The 18933-nt window shown below is 72.2% G+C and carries 16 protein-coding genes and 1 pseudogene; 9 read left to right on the plus strand and 8 right to left on the minus strand.

Annotation, left to right across the window (positions count from 1 at the left end; translation table 11 throughout):
* The first annotated feature begins 24 nt into the window (after positions 1 to 24).
* From GEV43_RS18265 to GEV43_RS18305, 9 genes and pseudogenes are all read left to right on the plus strand, one after another.
* Positions 25 to 2430, plus strand: a complete 2406-nt coding sequence (locus GEV43_RS18265) for an NADH-quinone oxidoreductase subunit G (protein WP_175250618.1) — start codon at positions 25 to 27, stop codon at positions 2428 to 2430.
* The gene (nuoH, locus tag GEV43_RS18270) at positions 2427 to 3842 is read left to right on the plus strand and encodes an NADH-quinone oxidoreductase subunit NuoH (protein WP_160821742.1); all 1416 of its coding nucleotides are present in this window, start codon (positions 2427 to 2429) and stop codon (positions 3840 to 3842) included. Before GEV43_RS18265 ends, nuoH begins: the two co-directional genes overlap by 4 nt.
* Positions 3843 to 3885: 43 nt before the next feature.
* On the plus strand, positions 3886 to 4395 hold the full coding sequence (gene nuoI / locus GEV43_RS18275) for an NADH-quinone oxidoreductase subunit NuoI (protein ID WP_241683634.1): 510 nt from the start codon (positions 3886 to 3888) through the stop codon (positions 4393 to 4395).
* Positions 4392 to 5309, plus strand: coding sequence for an NADH-quinone oxidoreductase subunit J (locus GEV43_RS18280; protein ID WP_375539049.1), 918 nt, complete (start codon positions 4392 to 4394; stop codon positions 5307 to 5309). The genes nuoI and GEV43_RS18280 overlap by 4 nt, the downstream gene beginning before the upstream one ends.
* Positions 5306 to 5605, plus strand: a complete 300-nt coding sequence (gene nuoK, locus GEV43_RS18285) for an NADH-quinone oxidoreductase subunit NuoK (RefSeq protein WP_160821744.1) — start codon at positions 5306 to 5308, stop codon at positions 5603 to 5605. Before GEV43_RS18280 ends, nuoK begins: the two co-directional genes overlap by 4 nt.
* 10 nt (positions 5606 to 5615) lie before the next feature.
* Positions 5616 to 7532, plus strand: a complete 1917-nt coding sequence (gene nuoL / locus GEV43_RS18290; RefSeq protein ID WP_175250081.1) for an NADH-quinone oxidoreductase subunit L — start codon at positions 5616 to 5618, stop codon at positions 7530 to 7532.
* Positions 7529 to 9109, plus strand: coding sequence for an NADH-quinone oxidoreductase subunit M (locus tag GEV43_RS18295; protein ID WP_160821745.1), 1581 nt, complete (start codon positions 7529 to 7531; stop codon positions 9107 to 9109). Before nuoL ends, GEV43_RS18295 begins: the two co-directional genes overlap by 4 nt.
* 98 nt (positions 9110 to 9207) lie before the next feature.
* A pseudogene (gene nuoN, locus GEV43_RS18300) lies at positions 9208 to 10720 on the plus strand (NADH-quinone oxidoreductase subunit NuoN).
* Positions 10721 to 10740: 20 nt separating this feature from the next.
* Positions 10741 to 11799 (plus strand): polyprenyl synthetase family protein, encoded by a 1059-nt coding sequence (locus tag GEV43_RS18305; RefSeq protein WP_309239698.1) that lies wholly within the window; start codon positions 10741 to 10743, stop codon positions 11797 to 11799.
* A gap of 181 nt (positions 11800 to 11980) precedes the next feature.
* Here GEV43_RS18305 and GEV43_RS18310 read toward each other — a convergent pair whose 3' ends face one another.
* The 8 genes from GEV43_RS18310 to rarD all read right to left on the minus strand — a co-directional run bounded on the left by GEV43_RS18310 (position 11981) and on the right by rarD (position 18859).
* Positions 11981 to 12529 carry an ATP/GTP-binding protein gene (locus GEV43_RS18310; RefSeq protein ID WP_309239699.1) on the minus strand — a complete coding sequence of 183 codons (549 nt, stop codon included), beginning with the start codon at positions 12527 to 12529 and terminating at the stop codon, positions 11981 to 11983.
* Positions 12530 to 12571: 42 nt separating this feature from the next.
* Complete coding sequence (locus tag GEV43_RS18315; RefSeq protein WP_375539097.1) at positions 12572 to 12901, minus strand: DUF742 domain-containing protein; 330 nt, start codon at positions 12899 to 12901, stop codon at positions 12572 to 12574.
* Positions 12902 to 13023: 122 nt separating this feature from the next.
* Positions 13024 to 13443 carry a roadblock/LC7 domain-containing protein gene (locus tag GEV43_RS18320; RefSeq protein ID WP_175250082.1) on the minus strand — a complete coding sequence of 140 codons (420 nt, stop codon included), beginning with the start codon at positions 13441 to 13443 and terminating at the stop codon, positions 13024 to 13026.
* Positions 13443 to 13721, minus strand: a complete 279-nt coding sequence (locus tag GEV43_RS18325; protein ID WP_160821748.1) for a hypothetical protein — start codon at positions 13719 to 13721, stop codon at positions 13443 to 13445. The genes GEV43_RS18320 and GEV43_RS18325 overlap by 1 nt, the downstream gene beginning before the upstream one ends.
* 552 nt (positions 13722 to 14273) lie before the next feature.
* Entirely contained in the window at positions 14274 to 15875 is a 1602-nt protein-coding gene (locus GEV43_RS54945) for a prenyltransferase/squalene oxidase repeat-containing protein (protein WP_309239700.1), read from the minus strand.
* Between the two features lie 166 nt (positions 15876 to 16041).
* Positions 16042 to 16977 carry a terpene synthase family protein gene (locus GEV43_RS48100; RefSeq protein WP_206681206.1) on the minus strand — a complete coding sequence of 312 codons (936 nt, stop codon included), beginning with the start codon at positions 16975 to 16977 and terminating at the stop codon, positions 16042 to 16044.
* 440 nt (positions 16978 to 17417) lie between these two features.
* The gene (locus GEV43_RS18335; RefSeq protein ID WP_160821749.1) at positions 17418 to 17849 is read right to left on the minus strand and encodes a hypothetical protein; all 432 of its coding nucleotides are present in this window, start codon (positions 17847 to 17849) and stop codon (positions 17418 to 17420) included.
* Between the two features lie 113 nt (positions 17850 to 17962).
* Positions 17963 to 18859, minus strand: coding sequence for an EamA family transporter RarD (gene rarD / locus GEV43_RS18340; RefSeq protein ID WP_175250083.1), 897 nt, complete (start codon positions 18857 to 18859; stop codon positions 17963 to 17965).
* Between the last annotated feature and the right edge of the window lie 74 nt (positions 18860 to 18933).

Genomic DNA, 18933 nt, shown 5'->3' on the forward strand with positions numbered 1-18933 from the left:
GCCGCGGTGGAGCGGCGCGAGGACATGGTCGCGGTCACCATCGACGGGTTCGAGATCGAGGTGCCGAAGGGCACGCTGATCATCCGGGCCGCCGAGCTGCTCGGCATCCAGATCCCGCGGTTCTGCGACCATCCGCTGCTCGACCCGGTCGGGGCGTGCCGCCAGTGCCTGGTGGAGATCCCCGACGCGGGCAACGGGCGCGGGATGCCGAAGCCGCAGGCGTCGTGCACCACGACCGTGATGCCCGGCATGGTGGTCAAGACGCAGCTCACCTCGCCGGTCGCCGACAAGGCGCAGCACGGCGTGATGGAGCTGCTGCTGATCAACCACCCGCTGGACTGCCCGGTCTGCGACAAGGGCGGCGAGTGCCCGCTCCAGAACCAGGCGATGTCGAACGGGCGGGGCGAGTCGCGGTTCACCGAGGCCAAGCGGACGTTCCCGAAGCCGATCCCGCTGTCCAGCCAGGTGCTGCTCGACCGGGAGCGCTGCGTGCAGTGCGCCCGCTGCACCCGGTTCTCCGACCAGATCGCGGGCGACGCGTTCATCGACCTGTTCGAGCGCGGCGCCAAGGAGCAGGTCGGCGCGGCGGACGGCAAGCCGTTCCAGTCGTACTTCTCCGGCAACACCGTGCAGATCTGCCCGGTGGGGGCGCTGACCGGCGCCGCCTACCGGTTCAGGTCCCGGCCGTTCGACCTGGTGTCGGCGCCGAGCACGTGCGAGCACTGCGCGTCCGGCTGCGCGCTGCGCACCGACCACCGGCGCGGGAAGATCACACGCCGGCTGGCCGGGGACGACCCGCAGGTCAACGAGGAGTGGAACTGCGACAAGGGCCGGTGGGCGTTCACCTACGGCACCCACCCGGACCGGCTGACGCACCCGCTGGTCCGCAACGAGCGCGGCGAGCTGGAGCCCGCGTCGTGGCCCGAGGCGCTCACCGTCGCGGCGCGCGGGCTCGCGGCCGCGCGCGGCAGCGCCGGCGTGCTGACCGGCGGGCGGGTGACGCTGGAGGACGCCTACGCGTACGCCAAGTTCGCGCGGATCGCGCTCGGCACCAACGACGTCGACTTCCGCGCCCGGCCGCACTCGCAGGAGGAGGCGGAGTTCCTCGCCGCGGCGGTGGCCGGGCGCCCGATCGAGGTGTCCTACGCCGACCTGGAGGACGCGCCGGTCGTGCTGCTCGCCGGGTTCGAGCCCGAGGAGGAGTCGCCGATCGTCTTCCTGCGGCTGCGCAAGGCGTTCCGCAAGAAGGGCCTGAAGGTGCACGCGGTCGCGCCGTTCGCGACGCGGGGCCTGGCGAAGGTCGGCGGCACGCTGCTGCCGGCGCTGCCCGGCGCCGAGGCGGAGGTGCTCGGCTCGCTCGTCGCGGACGGCAGCCGGACCGACCCGGCGCTGTCCGGGCCGCGCGGCCTGCTGGAGACCCCCGGCGCCGTGATCATGGTCGGCGAGCGGCTCGCCGCCAGCCCCGGCGCGCTGTCGTCGGTCGTCCGGCTCGCGCAGGTGACCGGCGCCCGGCTCGCGTGGGTGCCGCGCCGGGCCGGGGAGCGCGGCGCGGTCGAGGCGGGCGCCCTGCCGGGGCTGCTGCCGATCGGCCGGCCCGCGACCGACCCGGAGGCGCGCGCCGAGGTGGCCCGCGCCTGGGGCGTCGCGGAGCTGCCCGCCGTTCCCGGACGGGACGCCGAGGGCATCCTCGCCGAGGCGGCGGCCGGACGGCGCGGCGCGCTGCTGGTCGGCGGCGTCGACCCGTACGACCTGCCCGACCCCGAGGCGGCGCTGGCGGCGCTGGACGCGACGCCGTTCGTGGTCAGCCTGGAGCAGCGGCCGAGCGCGGTCACCGACCGCGCCGACGTGGTGCTGCCCGTCGCGGCCGTCGCCGAGAAGGCCGGCACGTTCGTGGACTGGGAGGGCCGCGGCCGCCCGTTCGACACCGTGCTGAAGTCGGCCGGGAACCTCTCGGACCTGCGGGTCCTGGACGCCCTGGCGAACGAGCTGGACGTGCACCTCGGCCTGCCCGGCCCGGAGGCCGCGCGGCGCGAGCTGGCCGCGCTCGGCGCGTACCGGGGCGAGCGGCCCCAGCCGCCGAGCTTCGGGCAGGGCGCCGCGCCGCAGCCCGGCGCGGGCGAGGCGCTCGTCGCGACCTGGCGGCTGCTGCTCGACCGGGGCCGGATGCAGGACGGCGAGCCGTACCTGGCGGGCACCGCGAAGTCCGCGGTGGCGCGGCTGTCGGCCGCGACCGCCGCGGAGGCCGGCGCGTCGGGGACGGTCACGGTGACCGGCCCGCGGGGCGCGGTGACGCTCCCGCTGGAGATCACCGCGGACCTGCCCGACCGGGTCGTGTGGCTGCCGACGAACTCCGCGGGCTGCGCCCTGCACCGCGATCTCGGCGCGACGGCCGGGAGCGTCGTCGCGATCTCCTCGGGAGGTTCCGCATGAGCCCCGCACTGCCCGCGCTCGCGGCGCCCGCGCACGCGGCGGCGTCCGCGCCCGACGACCCCACGCTGCCTGGCTTCGGCAACGACCCGTGGTGGCTCATCGGCGGCAAGGTGCTGGTCATCTTCGTCTTCCTCGTCGTGATGGTGCTGCTCACGATGTGGGTCGAGCGGCGCGTGATCGGCCGGATGCAGCTGCGCGTCGGCCCCAACCGGGCCGGGCCGCAGGGCCTGCTCCAGGGCCTCGCCGACGGCGTGAAGCTGGCGCTGAAGGAGGACATCGTCCCCCGCAAGGTGGACAAGGTGGTGTTCGTCCTCGCGCCGATCGTGTCGGCGGTGCCGGCGCTGATCTCGTTCATCATCATCCCGTTCGGGCCGACGGTGTCGGTCTTCGGGCACCACACCGCGCTCCAGGGCACCGACCTGCCGGTGGCGGTGCTGCTGGTGCTGGCGATGTCGTCGATGGGCGTGTACGGGATCGTGCTGGCCGGCTGGTCGTCGATGTCGTCGTACTCGCTGCTCGGCGGGCTGCGCGCGTCGGCCCAGGTGATCTCGTACGAGATCGCGATGGGGCTGTCGTTCGTCGCGGTGTTCCTGTTCGCCGGGTCGATGTCGACCAGCTCGATCGTGAACGCCCAGCACGACACCTGGTACGTGGTGCTGCTGCTGCCCTCGTTCCTGGTCTACGTCGTGACGATGATGGGCGAGTCCAACCGCATCCCGTTCGACCTGCCCGAGGGCGAGGGCGAACTGGTCGCCGGGTTCCACACCGAGTACTCCTCGCTGAAGTTCGCGATGTTCTTCCTGGCGGAGTACGTCAACCTGGTCACGCTGTCGGCGCTGGCGACCACGATGTTCCTCGGCGGCTGGCGCGCGCCCGCCCCGATCTCCACGGTCTGGGAGGGCGCCAACCACGGCTGGTGGCCGCTGCTGTGGTTCATGGTCAAGATCTGGCTGTTCATCTTCTTCTTCATCTGGCTGCGCGGCTCGCTGCCGCGGGTCCGCTACGACCAGCTGATGAAGCTCGGCTGGAAGATCCTGATGCCGTTCTCGCTCGGCTGGATCCTGCTGGTCGCCACGATCAAGGCGTTCAAGAACGAGGGCTACGACGTCCAGCAGATCACGATCTGGATCGTCGTCGCCGCGGCCGTCGTGCTGGTCGGCTCGCTGGCGTGGGAGTTCCTGCGCGGCGGCGGCGACGGGGGCGGGGACAAGGAGATCGTCCCGGGTATCGCGCCGGGCCGCGCGCCCGGTGGCGCGGACGCCGCGGCGGGCGGTTTCCCCGTGCCGCCGATGGACGCGCCGCACTACCACGGGCGCGGCATCGCGCCGGCGGAGCCTCCGGGGCCGCGCACGCCGGCCGACGCCGCCGCGCGCCCCGAGTCGAGCAAGGAGGTCACCAGTGGGACTCACTGACTTCCTGAACCCGGTCAAGGGGTTCGGGGTCTCGTTCCACCAGATGTTCATGAAGAGCGAGACCGTCCAGTACCCCGAGGTGAAGAAGCCGACGGCGCCCCGCTTCCACGGGCGGCATCAGCTCAACCGCTGGCCGGACGGCCTGGAGAAGTGCGTCGGCTGCGAGCTGTGCGCCTGGGCGTGCCCGGCCGACGCCATCTTCGTGGAGGGCGCCGACAACTCCGAGGAGGAGCGGTACTCGCCCGGTGAACGGTACGGCCGCGTCTACCAGATCAACTATCTGCGCTGCATCCTCTGCGGGCTGTGCATCGAGGCGTGCCCGACGCGGGCGCTCACGATGACCAACGAGTACGAGCTCGCCGACGACAACCGCGAGAGCCTGATCTACACCAAGGACATGCTGCTCGCGCCGCTGCGCGAGGGCATGGAGACGCCGCCGCACGCGATGCGGCTCGGCGAGACCGAGGAGGACTACTACCGCCTCGGCCTCCAGCCGGAGCCGGCCGCCGAGCCGTCCGCCGCCGAGGCGCCCGGGAAGGGTGAGGCGAAGTGAGCGCCCACGTCCTGGCCGGGAGCGCGGTCGTCGCGCAGGTCGCCGACAAGCAGTCCGGCGAGCCGTTCTTCTTCTGGGTCCTCGCGGTCGTGTCGGTGTGCGCCGCGCTCGGCATGATCTTCATGCGCAAGGCGGTGCACTCGGCGCTGCTGCTGGCGACGGTGATGCTGTCGCTGGCCGCGCTGTACGCGATCCAGAACGCCCCGTTCCTGGCGTTCGTGCAGGTGATCGTCTACACCGGCGCGGTGCTGATGCTGTTCCTGTTCGTGCTGATGCTCGTCGGGGTCAGCTCCACCGACTCGCTGGTGGAGACGATCAGGGGACAGCGGTTCTGGACGGCGGTCATCGCGGTCGGCTTCTTCGTGCTGCTCGCGCTCGGGCTCGGCAACGCCGCGCTCGGCGACTCGGCCGGGCTGAAGACCGCCAACGCCGACGGCAACGTGATCGGGCTGGCGCGGCTGCTGTTCAGCAAGTACGTGTTCGCCTTCGAGGCGACCAGCGCGCTGCTGATCACCGCGGCGCTCGGCGCGATGGTGCTCGCGCACCGCGAGCGGACCACGCCGAAGCCGACGCAGAAGGACCTGTCGGTCGAGCGGTTCAAGACCGGCGCGCACCCGGGCCCGCTGCCCGGCCCCGGCACGTACGCGCGGCACAACGCGGTGGACATGCCGGCGCTGCTGCCGGACGGCACGCCTTCGGAGCTGTCCCTCAACCCGGTCATCGCGGCGCGCACCGACACGATCGAACGGCACACCGACCTGTACGGCGAGACCGAGGAGGAGGCCGTCGAGGAGGACGTGGCGGCGGTCCGGGCGGTGACCGAGGAGGTGAAGGACGCCGACGCGGAGTCGCGCGCGGTGTTCCGGAGCGCGGGTCCCGCGACCGGTGAGAGCGAAGGGAAGGCAGGCGAATGAGTCCCGGGCACTACCTGGCGCTCTCGGCGATCCTGTTCACCATCGGCGCCGTCGGCGTCCTGGTGCGGCGCAACGCGATCGTGGTGTTCATGTGCGTGGAGCTGATGCTCAACGCCACCAACCTGGCGTTCGTGTCGTTCGCCCGGATGCACGGCAACCTCGACGGCCAGATCATCGCGTTCTTCGTGATGGTGGTGGCCGCGGCGGAGGTCGTGGTGGGCCTGGCGATCATCATGACCATCTTCCGGACCCGCAGGTCCTCGTCGGTGGACGACGCGAACCTGCTGAAGTACTGAGAGGTCGGGGATGAAAGCGGAAGGCATCCAGGCCGCGTCCTGGCTCCTGGTCGCCCTGCCCCTCGCGGGCGCGGCGGTCCTGCTGCTCGGCGGGCGCCGCACCGACCGGTGGGGGCACCTGCTCGGCGTCCTGATGTCGGTGGCCTCGTTCGTCGTCGGCTGCGCGATGTTCGCGCAGATGATCGGGTACGACGCCGAGGAGCGGCGCCGCACCCTGCACCTGTGGGACTTCATCGACGTCGGCTCGTTCAAGGTCGGCATGGACCTGCTGGTGGACCCGCTGTCCATCAGCTTCGTGCTGCTGATCACCGGGGTGGGCTCGCTCATCCACGTCTACTCGATCGGCTACATGGCGCACGACCCGGACCGGCGCAGGTTCTTCGCGTACCTGAACCTGTTCGTCGCGGCGATGCTGCTGCTGGTGCTCGGCGGCAACTACATCGTGATGTTCCTCGGCTGGGAGGGCGTCGGCCTCGCCTCGTACCTGCTGATCGGGTTCTGGCAGCACAAGCCGACGGCGGCGACCGCGGCGAAGAAGGCGTTCGTGGTGAACCGGGTCGGCGACTTCGGCCTGATCACCGCGATCGTGCTGATGTTCTCCACGTTCGGCAGCGTCGGCTTCGACCGGATCCTCGGCGAGGGCGCCGAGCACGTGGGGCTCGCCTCGCAGCTGTCCACCGGGACGGCGACCGCGATCGGGCTGCTGCTCCTGCTCGGCGCGTGCGGCAAGTCGGCGCAGCTCCCGCTCCAGTCCTGGCTGCTGGACGCGATGGAGGGCCCGACCCCGGTGTCGGCCCTGATCCACGCCGCGACGATGGTGACCGCGGGCGTCTACCTGATCGTCCGCTCCGCGCCGATCTTCGAGATGTCCGACACCGCGCAGCTCGTGGTGACGATCGTCGGCGCGGCCACGCTGCTCGCCGGTGCGATCATCGGGTGCGGCAAGGACGACATCAAGAAGGCCCTCGCCGGTTCGACGATGTCGCAGATCGGCTACATGCACCTGGCGGCCGGGCTCGGCAAGCCGGGCTACGTGTTCGCGATCGCGCACCTCATCGCGCACGGCTTCTTCAAGGCGGGCCTGTTCCTCGGCGCCGGGTCGGTCATGCACGGCATGAACGACGACGTGAACATGCGCCACTACGGCGGCCTGCGCAAGGTCATGGTGGCGACGTACGCGACGTTCGGGCTCGGCTACCTCGCGATCATCGGGTTCCCGTTCCTGTCGGGCTGGTTCACCAAGGACGGCATCATCGAGGCCGCGTTCGAGAAGGGCGGCGTCTCGGGCAACATCCTCGGGGCGTGCGCGCTGATCGGCGCGGGCGTCACCGCCTACTACATGTCGCGGGTGATGTTCATGACCTTCTTCGGCGAGAAGCGCTGGGAGGAGGACGTGCACCCGCACGAGTCGCCCAAGGTGATGACCATCCCGCTGATGGTCCTCGCCGTCGGGTCGGTGTTCGCCGGAGGGTTCCTGGTGCTGGGGAGCTTCTCGGACTTCCTGGAGCCGGTCGTCGGGGCGCCGGAGGAGGAGCACTCCTTCAAGTTCGTCACCGCTCCCGGCGTCGCCACGTTCGTGCTGATGATCGTCGGTGCGGCGATCGCGTGGCGGCAGTACGGGGCCCGGAAGGTGCCGGTCGAGGCGCCCAAGGGCTCGTTCGTCACCGTCGCGGCCCGCCGCGACCTCTACGGCGACGCGCTGAACGAATCGGTGCTGATGCGGCCCGGCCAGTGGCTGACCCGCCTCGCGGTCTGGTTCGACAGCCGCGGCGTGGACGGCGCCGTCAACGGCCTCGCGGCCGGGGTCGGCGGCACCTCCGGACGGATCCGGCGCATGCAGACCGGGTTCGTCCGCTCGTACGCCCTGTCGATGTTCTTCGGCGCAGCCCTCGTGGTCGCGGCCCTGCTGGTGGTGAACGTGTCATGAAGGACTTTCCCTGGCTGAGCGTCCTCATCGCGCTGCCCCTGGTCGGCGCGGTGCTGGTGAGCGCGCTGCCGCGGGCGCGCGAGACGCTCGTCAAGCAGGCCGCCCTCGCGGTGTCGGTGGTCGTCGCGATCGCCACGCTGGTGATGGCCTCGCAGTTCGACCCGGACGGCGCGCGGTTCCAGTACGACGAGAAGTACTGGTGGATCAAGCAGTTCGGGGTGCACTGGGCGCTCGGCGTCGACGGCGTCGCGCTCGTGCTGATCGTGCTGTCGGTGATCCTCGTCCCGCTGGTCATGCTGGCCTCGTGGAGCGAGGACGACCGTTCCGGCGGGGTGGACGTGCCCGCCAAACGGTCGGTGAAGACGTACTTCGCGCTGCTGCTGACGCTCGAAGCGGCGATGATCGGCGTGTTCGCGGCGACCGACGTCTTCCTGTTCTACGTCTTCTTCGAGGCGATGCTGATCCCGGTGTACTTCATCATCGGGTACTTCGGCGGGCCGCAGCGCTCGTACGCGGCGGTCAAGTTCCTGCTGTACTCGCTGCTCGGCGGCATGATCATGCTGGTCGCGGTGATCTGGCTCTACCCGCTGTCGAACAAGGCGGTGAGCGACGGCGGCGTCGGGCACGGCACGTTCCTGTTCAGCGAGCTGACCAAGATGGACGTGGACCCGACCACGGCCAAGTGGCTGTTCCTCGGCTTCTTCGTCGCGTTCGCGATCAAGGCGCCGATGGTGCCGGTGCACACCTGGCTGCCGGACGCGGCGCAGCAGTCGCCGCCCGGCGCGCTGGTGCTGATCGTCGGCGTGCTCGACAAGGTCGGCACGTACGGGATGCTGCGGTTCTGCCTGGAGCTGTTCCCCGGGGCGTCCAAGTGGGCGACGCCGGTCGTGCTCGGGTTCGCGGTGCTCAGCATCATCTACGGCGCGGTCCTCGCGATCGGGCAGGTCGACCTGAAGCGGCTGATCGCCTACACCTCGGTCTCGCACTTCGGGTTCATCGTGCTCGGCATCTTCGCGATGACCTCGCAGGGCCAGTCCGGCGCGGCGCTCTACATGGTCAACCACGGGTTCTCCACCGGCGCGCTGTTCCTGGTCGTCGGCTTCATGATCGTGCGCCGCCGGTCCGCGCGGATCGGCGACTACGGCGGCGTGCAGAAGGCCGCGCCGGTGCTCGCCGGGACGTTCCTGGTCGCCGGGCTGTCCGGGCTGTCGCTGCCGGGCCTCGCGCCGTTCGCCTCGGAGTTCCTGGTGCTGACGGGCACGTTCACGCGGTACCGGGTGCCCGCGGTCATCGCCACGGCCGGGGTCGTGCTCGCCGCGATCTACATCCTGTGGATGTACCAGCGGACGATGGGCGGGCCGAAGGCCGAGGCCGTGGAGGGGATGCGCGACCTGTCGGCCAGGGAGAAGTGGGCGGTGGCGCCGATCCTGGCGATCATCGTCGCGCTCGGCTTCTTCCCGCAGCCGGTGCTGAACGTGATCAACCCATCGGTCAAGCAGACGCTGGTCCGGGTCGACGAGCGCGATCCGGCGCCGAAGATCACCGGCAACGTCGCCGAGAACGGAGCGCGTCCATGAGCGCGAGCAGTCACGTCGGCGGGGCCCTCGCTCACGGGGTCCTCGCGCAGGGCGGCGACATCCCCGCCCCGCACATCGAGTACGACCAGCTCGGGCCGATGCTGCTGGTCTTCGGCGCGGCGATCGCCGGGGTGCTCGTCGAGGCGTTCGTCGGGCGCCGCGCCCGCTACTGGACGCAGGTCGCGGTCTCGGTGCTCGGCCTCGCCGGCGCGTTCGTGTGGACGATCGTGCTCGCCGCCAAGGACAAGCCGCACCATGTCGCCGCCGAGGGCGCGATCGGCGTGGACGGCGCGACGCTGTTCCTCCAGGGCACGATCCTCGTCCTCGCGCTCGTCAGCCTCCTGCTGATCGCCGAGCGCGGCGGCGGCCGCGGCGCGGCCTCGGTCGAGGGCGGGCACTTCACCGCGCAGGCGGCGGCGCTGCCCGGCACCGAGGCCGAGCAGCAGACGATGGCCGCCGGGATCCGGCAGACCGAGGTCTTCCCGCTGCTGCTGTTCGCGGTCGGCGGCATGGTGATGTTCCCGGCGTCCAACGACCTGCTCACGATGTTCGTGGCGCTGGAGGTCATGTCGCTGCCGCTGTACATCCTGTGCGGGCTCGCGCGGCGGCGCCGGCTGCTGTCGCAGGAGGCGGCGGTCAAGTACTTCCTGCTCGGCGCGTTCTCCTCGGCGTTCTTCCTGTACGGGGCGGCGCTGCTGTACGGGTACGCCGGGTCGGTGCGGCTGTCGGTGATCTCCGCGCAGCTCAGCCGGGACGCGGGCAGCGAGACGCTGCTGCTCGGGGCGTCGCGCTGCTGACGGTCGGGCTGCTGTTCAAGCTCGGCGCCGTCCCGTTCCACATGTGGAAGCCGGACGTCTACCAGGGCGCCCCGACCCCGGTGACCGCGCTGATGGCGTCCTGCACGCTCGTCGCCGCGTTCGGCGCGATGCTGCGGGTGTTCTACGTCGCGCTGGAGAACCTGAAGTGGGACTGGCGGCCCGTGATGTGGGGCGTGGCCATCCTCACCATGGTCGTCGGCGCGGTCATCGCGATCACCCAGACCGACATCAAGCGGATGCTCGCGTACTCGTCGGTCGCGCACGCCGGCTTCCTGCTCACCGGTGTGATCTCCACCTCACGCGACGGGCTGTCGGGCACGCTGTTCTACCTGGCGGCCTACGGGTTCACCACGGTCGGCGCGTTCGCGGTGATCACGATGGTGCGGGACGCGGGCGGCGAGGCGGCGCACCTGTCCCGCTGGGCCGGGCTCGGCAAGCGCTCCCCGGTCGTCGCCGGGACGTTCGCGTTCTTCCTGCTGGCGTTCGCGGGAATCCCGCTGACGAGCGGGTTCACGGGCAAGTTCGCGGTGTTCAAGGCGGCGATCGAGGGCGGGGCGACCCCGCTGGTCGTCATCGGCGTGCTGTCGTCGGCGGTCGCGGCGTTCTTCTACGTCCGCGTGATCGTCGTGATGTTCTTCAGCGAGCCCGAGGCGGACGGCCCCACGGTCGTCGTCGGGCTGCCGACCGCGGCTGCCGTCGCGCTCGGGCTGACGGCTACTGTGGTACTCGGTGTGCTCCCTCAGCCCATGCTGGACCTCGCGGGCACGCCGCGACACAGATGTTCGTGCGGTGATGCTCCGCTAGGGGGTTTGGGTGAGTAGCGCTTTCGCTGGGGCGTCCGGGGCTCCGGCCCCGCGCGCGGCGGGGACGGACGAGGCGACGGGACCGTTCGGGCTGCCCATCGACCCGGCCCTCGCCGCGGAGGTGCAGGAGGGCCTGGCCGCGGTCGAGTCCCTGCTGATGGAGTCGGTCCACAGCGAGGACCCGATGCTCGCCCAGGCGTCCAAGCACCTGGTCGAGGCGGGCGGCAAGCGCTTTCGCCCGATGCTGGTGCTGCTCGCCGCGCAGTTCGGCGACCCCGCCGCGGCCGGCGTCGTGCCGGCCGCGGTGGTGGTCGAGCTGACCCACCTCGCGACGCTCTACCACGACGACGTGATGGACGAGGCGACGGTGCGGCGCGGCCAGCCGTCGGCCAACTCCCGGTGGACCAACACCGTCGCCATCCTCACCGGCGACTACCTGTTCGCCCGCGCGTCCGACCTGCTGGCCGACCTCGGCCCCGACGCGGTGCGGATCCAGGCCCGCTCGTTCGCCCGCCTCGTCCGCGGGCAGATCCAGGAGACCGTCGGCGCCGCGCCGGAGTGCGACCCCCTGGAGCACTACCTCCAGGTGGTCGCCGACAAGACGGCGTCGCTGATCGCCACGTCCGGCCGGTTCGGCGCGCTGCTGTCGGGCGCCCCGCCGCACGTGGTCGACACCGTCACCTCCGCCAGCGAGAAGATCGGCGTCGCGTTCCAGCTCTCCGACGACATCCTCGACATCGCCTCGGACACCGAGCAGTCGGGCAAGACCCCCGGCACCGACCTGCGCGAGGGCATCCGCACCCTCCCGATGCACCACGTCCTCGCGGGCGTCGGGTCCGGCCCGGGCGACGCCCGGCTGCGCGAGCTGCTCGGCCAGGACCTGTCCGGCGACGCCCCCCACGCCGAGGCCCTCGCGCTGCTGCGCGCCCACCCCGCCATGGACCGCGCCCGCGCCGACCTGCGCCGCTGGGCCGAGGACGCCCGCGCCGAGCTCCTCACCCTCCCCGACATCCCCGCCCGGTCGGCCTTCACCGGCCTCTGCGACTACGTCGTCTCCCGCACCGGCTGAGCCGTTCCCCGGACCGGTCGCCCTTCCCCTCCTCCCCTCTCACAGACTTTCCCCCGGCCACTCTCCGCGGCCGTTCGGCGGACTCCCTGGACCCCTGCTGCGAAGCGGGGGCGGTGGACGCCGAGGGCCGACGCGCGGGCTGGAAGGCGGGTGTGGACGGGAGGGGCGGGGGACGGCCGGGTCAGGCGTTCTGGGGCTCTTCCTGGGCCAGGCCCCTGGCCTTCATCGCGTGCAGGACCAGGTCGATGAGGACCTGCTTGCACGAGTCGAGGCGGCGGGCGTCGCACAGCATGACCGGGACGCTCGGGCCGAGGTTCAGCGCGAGCTGGATCTCCGCCAGGTCGTACTGGCGGGCGCCCTCGAAGCAGTTCACCGCCACGATGAACGGGGTGCCGCGCCGTTCGAAGTAGTCGACCGACGGGAAGCAGTCGGACAGGCGGCGGGTGTCGGCGAGCACGACGGCGCCGAGCGCCCCGAGCGACACCTCGTCCCACATGAACCAGAAGCGCTCCTGGCCCGGCGTGCCGAACAGGTAGACGACGTACTCGTCGCGCATCGTGATGCGCCCGAAGTCCATCGCGACCGTGGTCGTCCTCTTCTTCTCCACGCCGGAGATGTCGTCGACGCCGACGCTCTCGTCGGTGAGGACCTCCTCGGTGCGCAGCGGCTTGGTCTCCGAGACCGTCGCGACCATCGTCGTCTTGCCCACCCCGAAGCCGCCGGCGATCACGATCTTGACCGCGGTGGGCAGCCGGCGGCCGCGCTCGGGAGCCTAGAGGGCCCGGAGACCATCGATCACCGCCTTGTAGAGCCTGATGTCGTGCATGTCCGCCTCCGGTTCGGGTTCCTGCATCGAGATGAAGCCCTGGTCGAGGAGGTCACCGAGCAGCACCCGGACGGTCGCCATCGGAAGGTTGAGATGGCCGGTGAGCTCGGCCACCGACATGACCTGCTGGCAGAGCCGGACGATCGCGACGTGCTCGGGGCCGAGCCCGACCGCGGCGTCGGCGTCCGACCCGACCGCGACCACGAGCGTGATCAGGTCGAACCTGCCGCGGGTCGGCTCGATCCGCCCGCTGGTCATCACGTACGGCCGCACCATCGGGCCGGCGTGCTCCTCCCAGGGCTCGGCGCCGGCCTGCTCGGACCAGTGGTCGACGTCGCCGGGCCGTTCGCGGGGCGCGTCGTCCGCCCAGCGCTCCCTGGAGGGGTCCTCGGGCGGCATCATGAGGCGCCCCTGCCCTCGGCCTCCGCGCGCGACGGGGTCGTCAGGTGGTGGCCCATGCTGGTGACCAGCATCGCCATCTCGTAGGCGATCAGGCCCACGTCGGCCTCCTCGCCCGCGAGCACCGCGAGGCAGGCGCCCTGGCCGGCCACCGTCACCAGCAGGAACGCCGACTGCATCTCGATGATCGACTGCCGGACCGGGCCGCCGCCGAACCGGACCCCGGCGCCCTTGGCCAGGCTCTGGATCCCCGCCGCGACCGCCGCCAGATGCTCGCCGTCGTCCTGCGCCATGCCCTCCGACGACGCCATCAGCAGCCCGTCCGCCGACAGCACGACCGCGTGCGAGGCGTTCGGGAGCCGCCGCACCAGGTCGTCCAGCAGCCAGCTCAGGTCCGCCGACGAACCCGTCTTCTGCATCACTGATCGTCCTCGCCTTCCGCTGCTCGCTCAGCGAGCGATTGGGCCGCCGCAGCGCTCCGGCCGCGGCGCGTGCCGAGCTGGTACGCGTCCATGATCCGCTGGATCTCCTCGGGCGAACGCACCGGGGCGCCGCTCGGGTCCGCCGCGGCGCGCGGGGCGTCCGGGGCGCCCGCCGGGGCGGCGGCCGGTTCGGGGGCGGTCTGCAACGGCGGGGTCAGGTTGGCCTGCGGTACCCGGACGGGCAGGCCGGACGGGGTGGTCGTCTCGTCGGGCACTGGTCGCTGGTCCTCCGGCTGAGAGGTGGGCGTCGGCTTTCCGTTCACGGCCCCGCGCGGGGCCGCCGCGAGCCGCAATTGGGGACGGATGTGAGAACGTCCGTGTTGGCGGCGAACCTGCGCGCGCTGACAATTCGTGGGCCGAAGTGTTCCCACTTGTGCGAGATGGTGTGCGGCGAGGTGAGTACGCCGTCCCGATGACTGCGGAGCGAAGTGCGGATTTCTCGCGCCCGCCGGGCGCCGGCCTCCGGAGCCGCCGCCGCGCACGCGCGGGGGACGGCCGCCCGCGCGTGCGGGAGCCGTGCCCCGGCCCGCGGGCGGGGGGTGCGGAAGCGCATGGGAATCGCCCTAACAATTTTTTGGAATCGGCAGCCGCTTGAGGAATAAAGCGGGTGCGGGATACTCCGGTTCAGTGGGCGGGCGCGGCGGTCGGCCGGGTCCGTACGGCCCAGAACCCTAGCAATGCCAACACACCCGCTCAAGGCGAATGACAGGGTCCGGGAAGGCCGTCCCGTTTGCCGCCTTGTGTCGTTTTCCCGGTTATGACGAAATTCACTTTTCCGGGGAAGGGGGCGCGCCCGGCATGAGGAGGTGGACGGCCGCGAGGACGGCGGCGCGGACGATCGCCGTCGGATGGTACAGGTCCTTGTCGTGCCACAGCGGCGGATCGCCCGCGCGGTCCGCGGCGGGCCGTCCGAGGTCCGCTTCGAGGAGCGGGCGCGCCCGTTCCGCCGCCCGCCGGCACTCCTCGTACGAGGTCGTCCCGTCAAGGCCGCCCGGCCCGCCGGGAGCGCCGGCGCGGGGCGCGGTGAGCAGGAGGACCTGGACGGCGTAGGCGGTCTCCTCGACCGTTCCGTCCCAGCGGCCCCACGTGCCGTCCGTACGCTGCGTGTCCAGCACCCAGCGGCGCGCGCGGTCCACCGCCGCCGCGTGCCGTTCCCCGCCGAAGCGGTCGAGGGCCAGCGCGCAGCAGGCCGTCGCGTAGAACGGGGACGCGTGCCAGCGGTCGGTCCAGCTCCCGTCCGGACGCTGCCGCTCGGCCAGCCAGCCCGCGACCTTCGCGACCGTCGCGGCGTAGCGGCCGGCCGCCTCCGCGCCGATCCGGTCCCGGCCGACGGACGCCAGGTACTCGCCGAACGCCTCCATGACGTGCGCGTTCGTCGTCAGGGACGCGCCCTCCTCGCCGCGCCAGGTGCAGAAGTGCGTGGCCGTCTCGTACTCCCACAGGGGATCGGGCCGGTGCGGCGCGCCGAGCAGCGCGAGCGCGTACAGGGCCCCGGCCGTCGTGTCGGCGTCGGCGGGAAGCCCGGCCGCCGCGGGCGTGCCGTCCGCGCCGAGCGGGGCGGTCAGGCTCAGCACGAGCTCGGGCGGCGCGACGAACGGGACGCCCGCGCGCTCCAGCCACGCCAGCACCCAGCCGCGCTCGAACACCGTCAGCGGGAACCCGACCGGCACCGGCCCGCCGTGCGCCGCCGTGACCGTCTCCAGGTACCAGCGCGCGGGCGCGCTCGGGTCGGCGGGCGGCCGGTCGCCGAGCCACGCGGCGGTGGCGGCGGGCGAGGCCCCGATCGTCCCGGTCGGCTCGGGCCGCGCCTGCGGCAGGCCGCGCGCCGCGTCCCCCGCGATCTCCAGCGCGTGCATCAGCTTCTGCGGCGGCTCGGCGCCCGTGCCGAGCAGCCGCCGGACGAACCGCAGCTTGCCGTCGTCCATGCCGTCCGGCAGGGGCAGGCCGGGCTCGGGCCACGCGGTCTCGCCGGCCGCGCGCAGGGCCGCGAGATGCTCGTTCAGCGCCTGCACCAGCGCCGGAACGATCAGCTCGATCGCGGGCATGTCGGGCAGCGCGTCCTGCCGCGGGCCCCAGTACAGCAGGCCCCGGGCGCGCCGCAGCCCGCGCTCGGCCGCCCTCACCACGTCGCCCGGAGCGGGGCCGGCGCCGTTCGCGGGGGCCGCGGCCCGGCGGGCGAGCACGGACAGCAGGGCCTCGGTCGCGGAGAGGGTGGGGACGAGCGCGTACCCGTCGTCGGGGGCGCCCCAGCCGCCGTCGGGCCGCTGCGTCCGGACGAGGTAGGCGACGCGTTCGGCGTGGCCGGTGAGCCAGGGGCGAGCGCCACCAGCCGGCCGGTCTCGTACACCGAGGGGGACACCTGGCCCCACGGCGCGGCGACGAGCCCGGTGATCAGGTCGCGGGCCGCCGCGGGCACGTCCGCCGCGGGGACGGCGGCGGCCGGCGAGGGTGCGGGGGGCGCGGGCGCGGGCGCGGGGGGCGCGGGCGTGGTGCGCGCGGCGGGCTGGACCCGGGTCTCGGCCGGGGAGCCGCCGCTCACAGCTCGCCCCAGTAGTCGGTGCCTCCGTAGAAGCCCATGCTGTAGCCGATCTGCCGTTCCAGGTAGGCGGTCTCGGCGGGGCAGGGGCCGCGCAGCGGGCCGAGCCGTTCGCGGCACCGTTCGACGAGCTCGGCGATCCGCGCGGTCACGGTCTCGCGGTCGGCGCCGAGGAGCAGCGCGTTGAGGTCGCCCCAGGCGACGTCGCGCCGGTACGTCGCGAGGTCGTTGAGCAGGCGCAGCACCTGCTGGACGTCGCGGCTGGCCTCCAGCAGCGCGTCCAGTCGCGCGAGCGCGCCGGGCTCGGAGTTGAAGATCCAGTGCCCGGCGTTGACGAACGTGGAGCCGAAGTTGTCGGCGTTCGCGAGGTAGTCGTCGAGCGACGGGCCGGGCGGGACGGCCCCGGGCCGCGTTCCGCCGCCGGCCGCGGCCTTCCCCTCGGCGGTACGGGCGGCCTGCCAGTCCCACTCGCGGGCCATCGCGGCGAGCATCCTGCGCAGCTCGTCCGTCCACACCTCCTCGAACGCGCCGAACGAGGGGGACGTCGCGAGCCGTTCGCGGATGTCGGTCAGGAACCGGGCGAGCGGCACGTCGCCGTCCGGGGGCTCGCCCCGTCCCGCCGCGAGGCACTCGGCGACGACCGCGTCCACGTCGGCGCGCTCGGTCGCGAGGTAGTCGATCTGCCAGTCCAGGGCGAAGATCCACAGCGAGGTGCGGTTGGCGGTCTCCAGCTGCTCGCGCGTGCATCCGGGGGAGCCGAACGCGTTGGCCATCGAGACGGCGTTGAAGAGCGTGGCGTCGAACGGGCGCCCGGAGAACAGGCCCGGGTAGGTCTTGGCGCAGCTCTGGAGGTCGCGTTCGCACTGGGCGGTGAGGGCGCAGATCCGGCCCTGCTCGGCCGCGGTCCGGATCTCGCCCGCCTCCACGGGGGTCATGCCGCGCCCTGAGCGGGTGCGGGCGGACGGAGCGTGGTCCGGAGCGGGGACTTCCGGGCGGGAAGGAGGCCGGTGTCAGTGGACATGCGCGACTGCCCCTCGGTGTGGAATTGGCGAGTACGGCGCCGGGTCGCCCGTCGGGGAAACGGGGGTCAGGCGGGCGAACTATGCATTCCGTACCCAAGAGTGAAGCTTGTGTGCTTTGTGGGGTTCTGTGGAAGTATCACATGATCATTTAACGCGATCAAGGTCGTTGAAGGAAGAAATATATAGTGCCCGGAGTGACGTTCATCACTTGCTGGTGAGGTCGTCTCACGTCGTGGAACAGTCAGGAAGCGGCCTGAAGTCCGTCCGAACGCAGCCTGAACGCGCGCCGGATCCGGCTGTCACGAGAAGTTCGTTCGAGAGCCGCTGGCCCTTTTTCGGGCGCGGCGCGGCCGTCAGGCGGCGGGGCGCGGGGTGATGTCGGCGGGCAGCATGACGGGCCAGGACGGCTTGGTCGAGACCTTGACGTGGCCCTTGATCTGACGGCTGCCGCAGTGGGCGACGACGGGGTAGGTGCCCTCCGCCGTGCCCTTCTTGACCTCGGCCGTTCCGCTGCCGTCGGCGGGCTTGCCGTCCTTGGAGCCGTCCGCGTCGAGCGTCACGTCGTCGGCGAAGGCCGGCGACGCCGCCCAGTGCCGCTTCGGCCCGGCCTTCTCGCCGGCCCCGCAGCCGCGGGCCGTGATCTCCACCCGCTGGCCCGGGTGGGCGACGCCAGGCTGCACCCCCATCGCGTGCGCGTCCCGCGTCTTCGCCTCACCGTTCATCGGGCACGCAAGCCCGGCCGCGACGAGGCCGGCTCCCAGTACGGTGACGCTCAGTACGCGCAAAGCGACTCCTCGGTGAGGGGATGTGACTTCCCGCACTCTAGTGCTTGACGAACCATCACTCCTAGAGATGCCCCCAAAACCGGAAAAGTTGTCCCTTCAGGGCCGGAGCCGGGTCATCGGACGGGCTCGGGGTCGGGCAGGGCCCGCGCCGCGGCCCGCCGGGCCCGCCGCCCGGCGCGCACGCCGTCCGACGTGAGCACCGCCAGCGCCGCCCAGACCAGCAGGAACCCGGCCCAGCGGCTCGCGGGCATCGCCTCGTGCTGCACCAGCAGGCCGATCAGGAACTGGAGCACCGGCGCCAGGTACTGGAGCATGCCGATCGCGCTCATCGGGATCCGGATCGCCGCCGCGTTGAACAGCATCAGCGGGACGGCCGTCACGATCCCGGCCCCCGCGAGCAGCGTCCCGTGCCCGATCCCGTGGTGGCCGAACGCCGCGTCCCCGCGCGCCTCCAGCGTCACCGCGTACGCGATCGCGGGGACGAGCAGCACCAGCGTCTCCACCGTGAGGCTCTCCGCGGACGGCATGCCGGCGAACTTCTTGACCAGCCCGTACAGCCCGAACGAGAACGCCAGCGTCAGCGCGATCCAGGGCGGGCGGCCGTAGTCGGCCGACAGCACCAGCACCGCCGCCGTGCCGAGCCCGACCGCCGCCCACTGCCACGCCCGCAGCCGTTCCCGGAAGATCACCACGCCGAAGACCACGGTGATCAGCGGGTTGACGAAGTAGCCGAGCGCGGCCTCGATCGTGTGCCCGGAGTTGACCGCGTAGATGTAGGTGCCCCAGTTGGCGGTGATGAACACCGCCGCGAGCGCCAGCAGCCCGAGCTGCCGCGCGGTGAGCGTCCGGATCCAGGCCCACTGCCTGCGGACGGCGAGGATCGCGACGACGGCGACCAGCGACCAGATCATCCGGTGCGCGAGGATCTCCATCGCGCCCGCCGGCTTCAGCAGCGGCCAGTAGAGCGGGAAGAGCCCCCACAGGACGTAGGCGGCGAAGCCGGCTGCCAATCCGCGACGGTCCACCACGAGCCTCAAGATATCAGGACGTAATCAGCTAAAACGGAGACGCTCCTGACCACAGG

It is taken from the genome of Actinomadura sp. J1-007 (assembly GCF_009793335.1).
Classification (GTDB): domain Bacteria; phylum Actinomycetota; class Actinomycetes; order Streptosporangiales; family Streptosporangiaceae; genus Spirillospora; species Spirillospora yumaensis.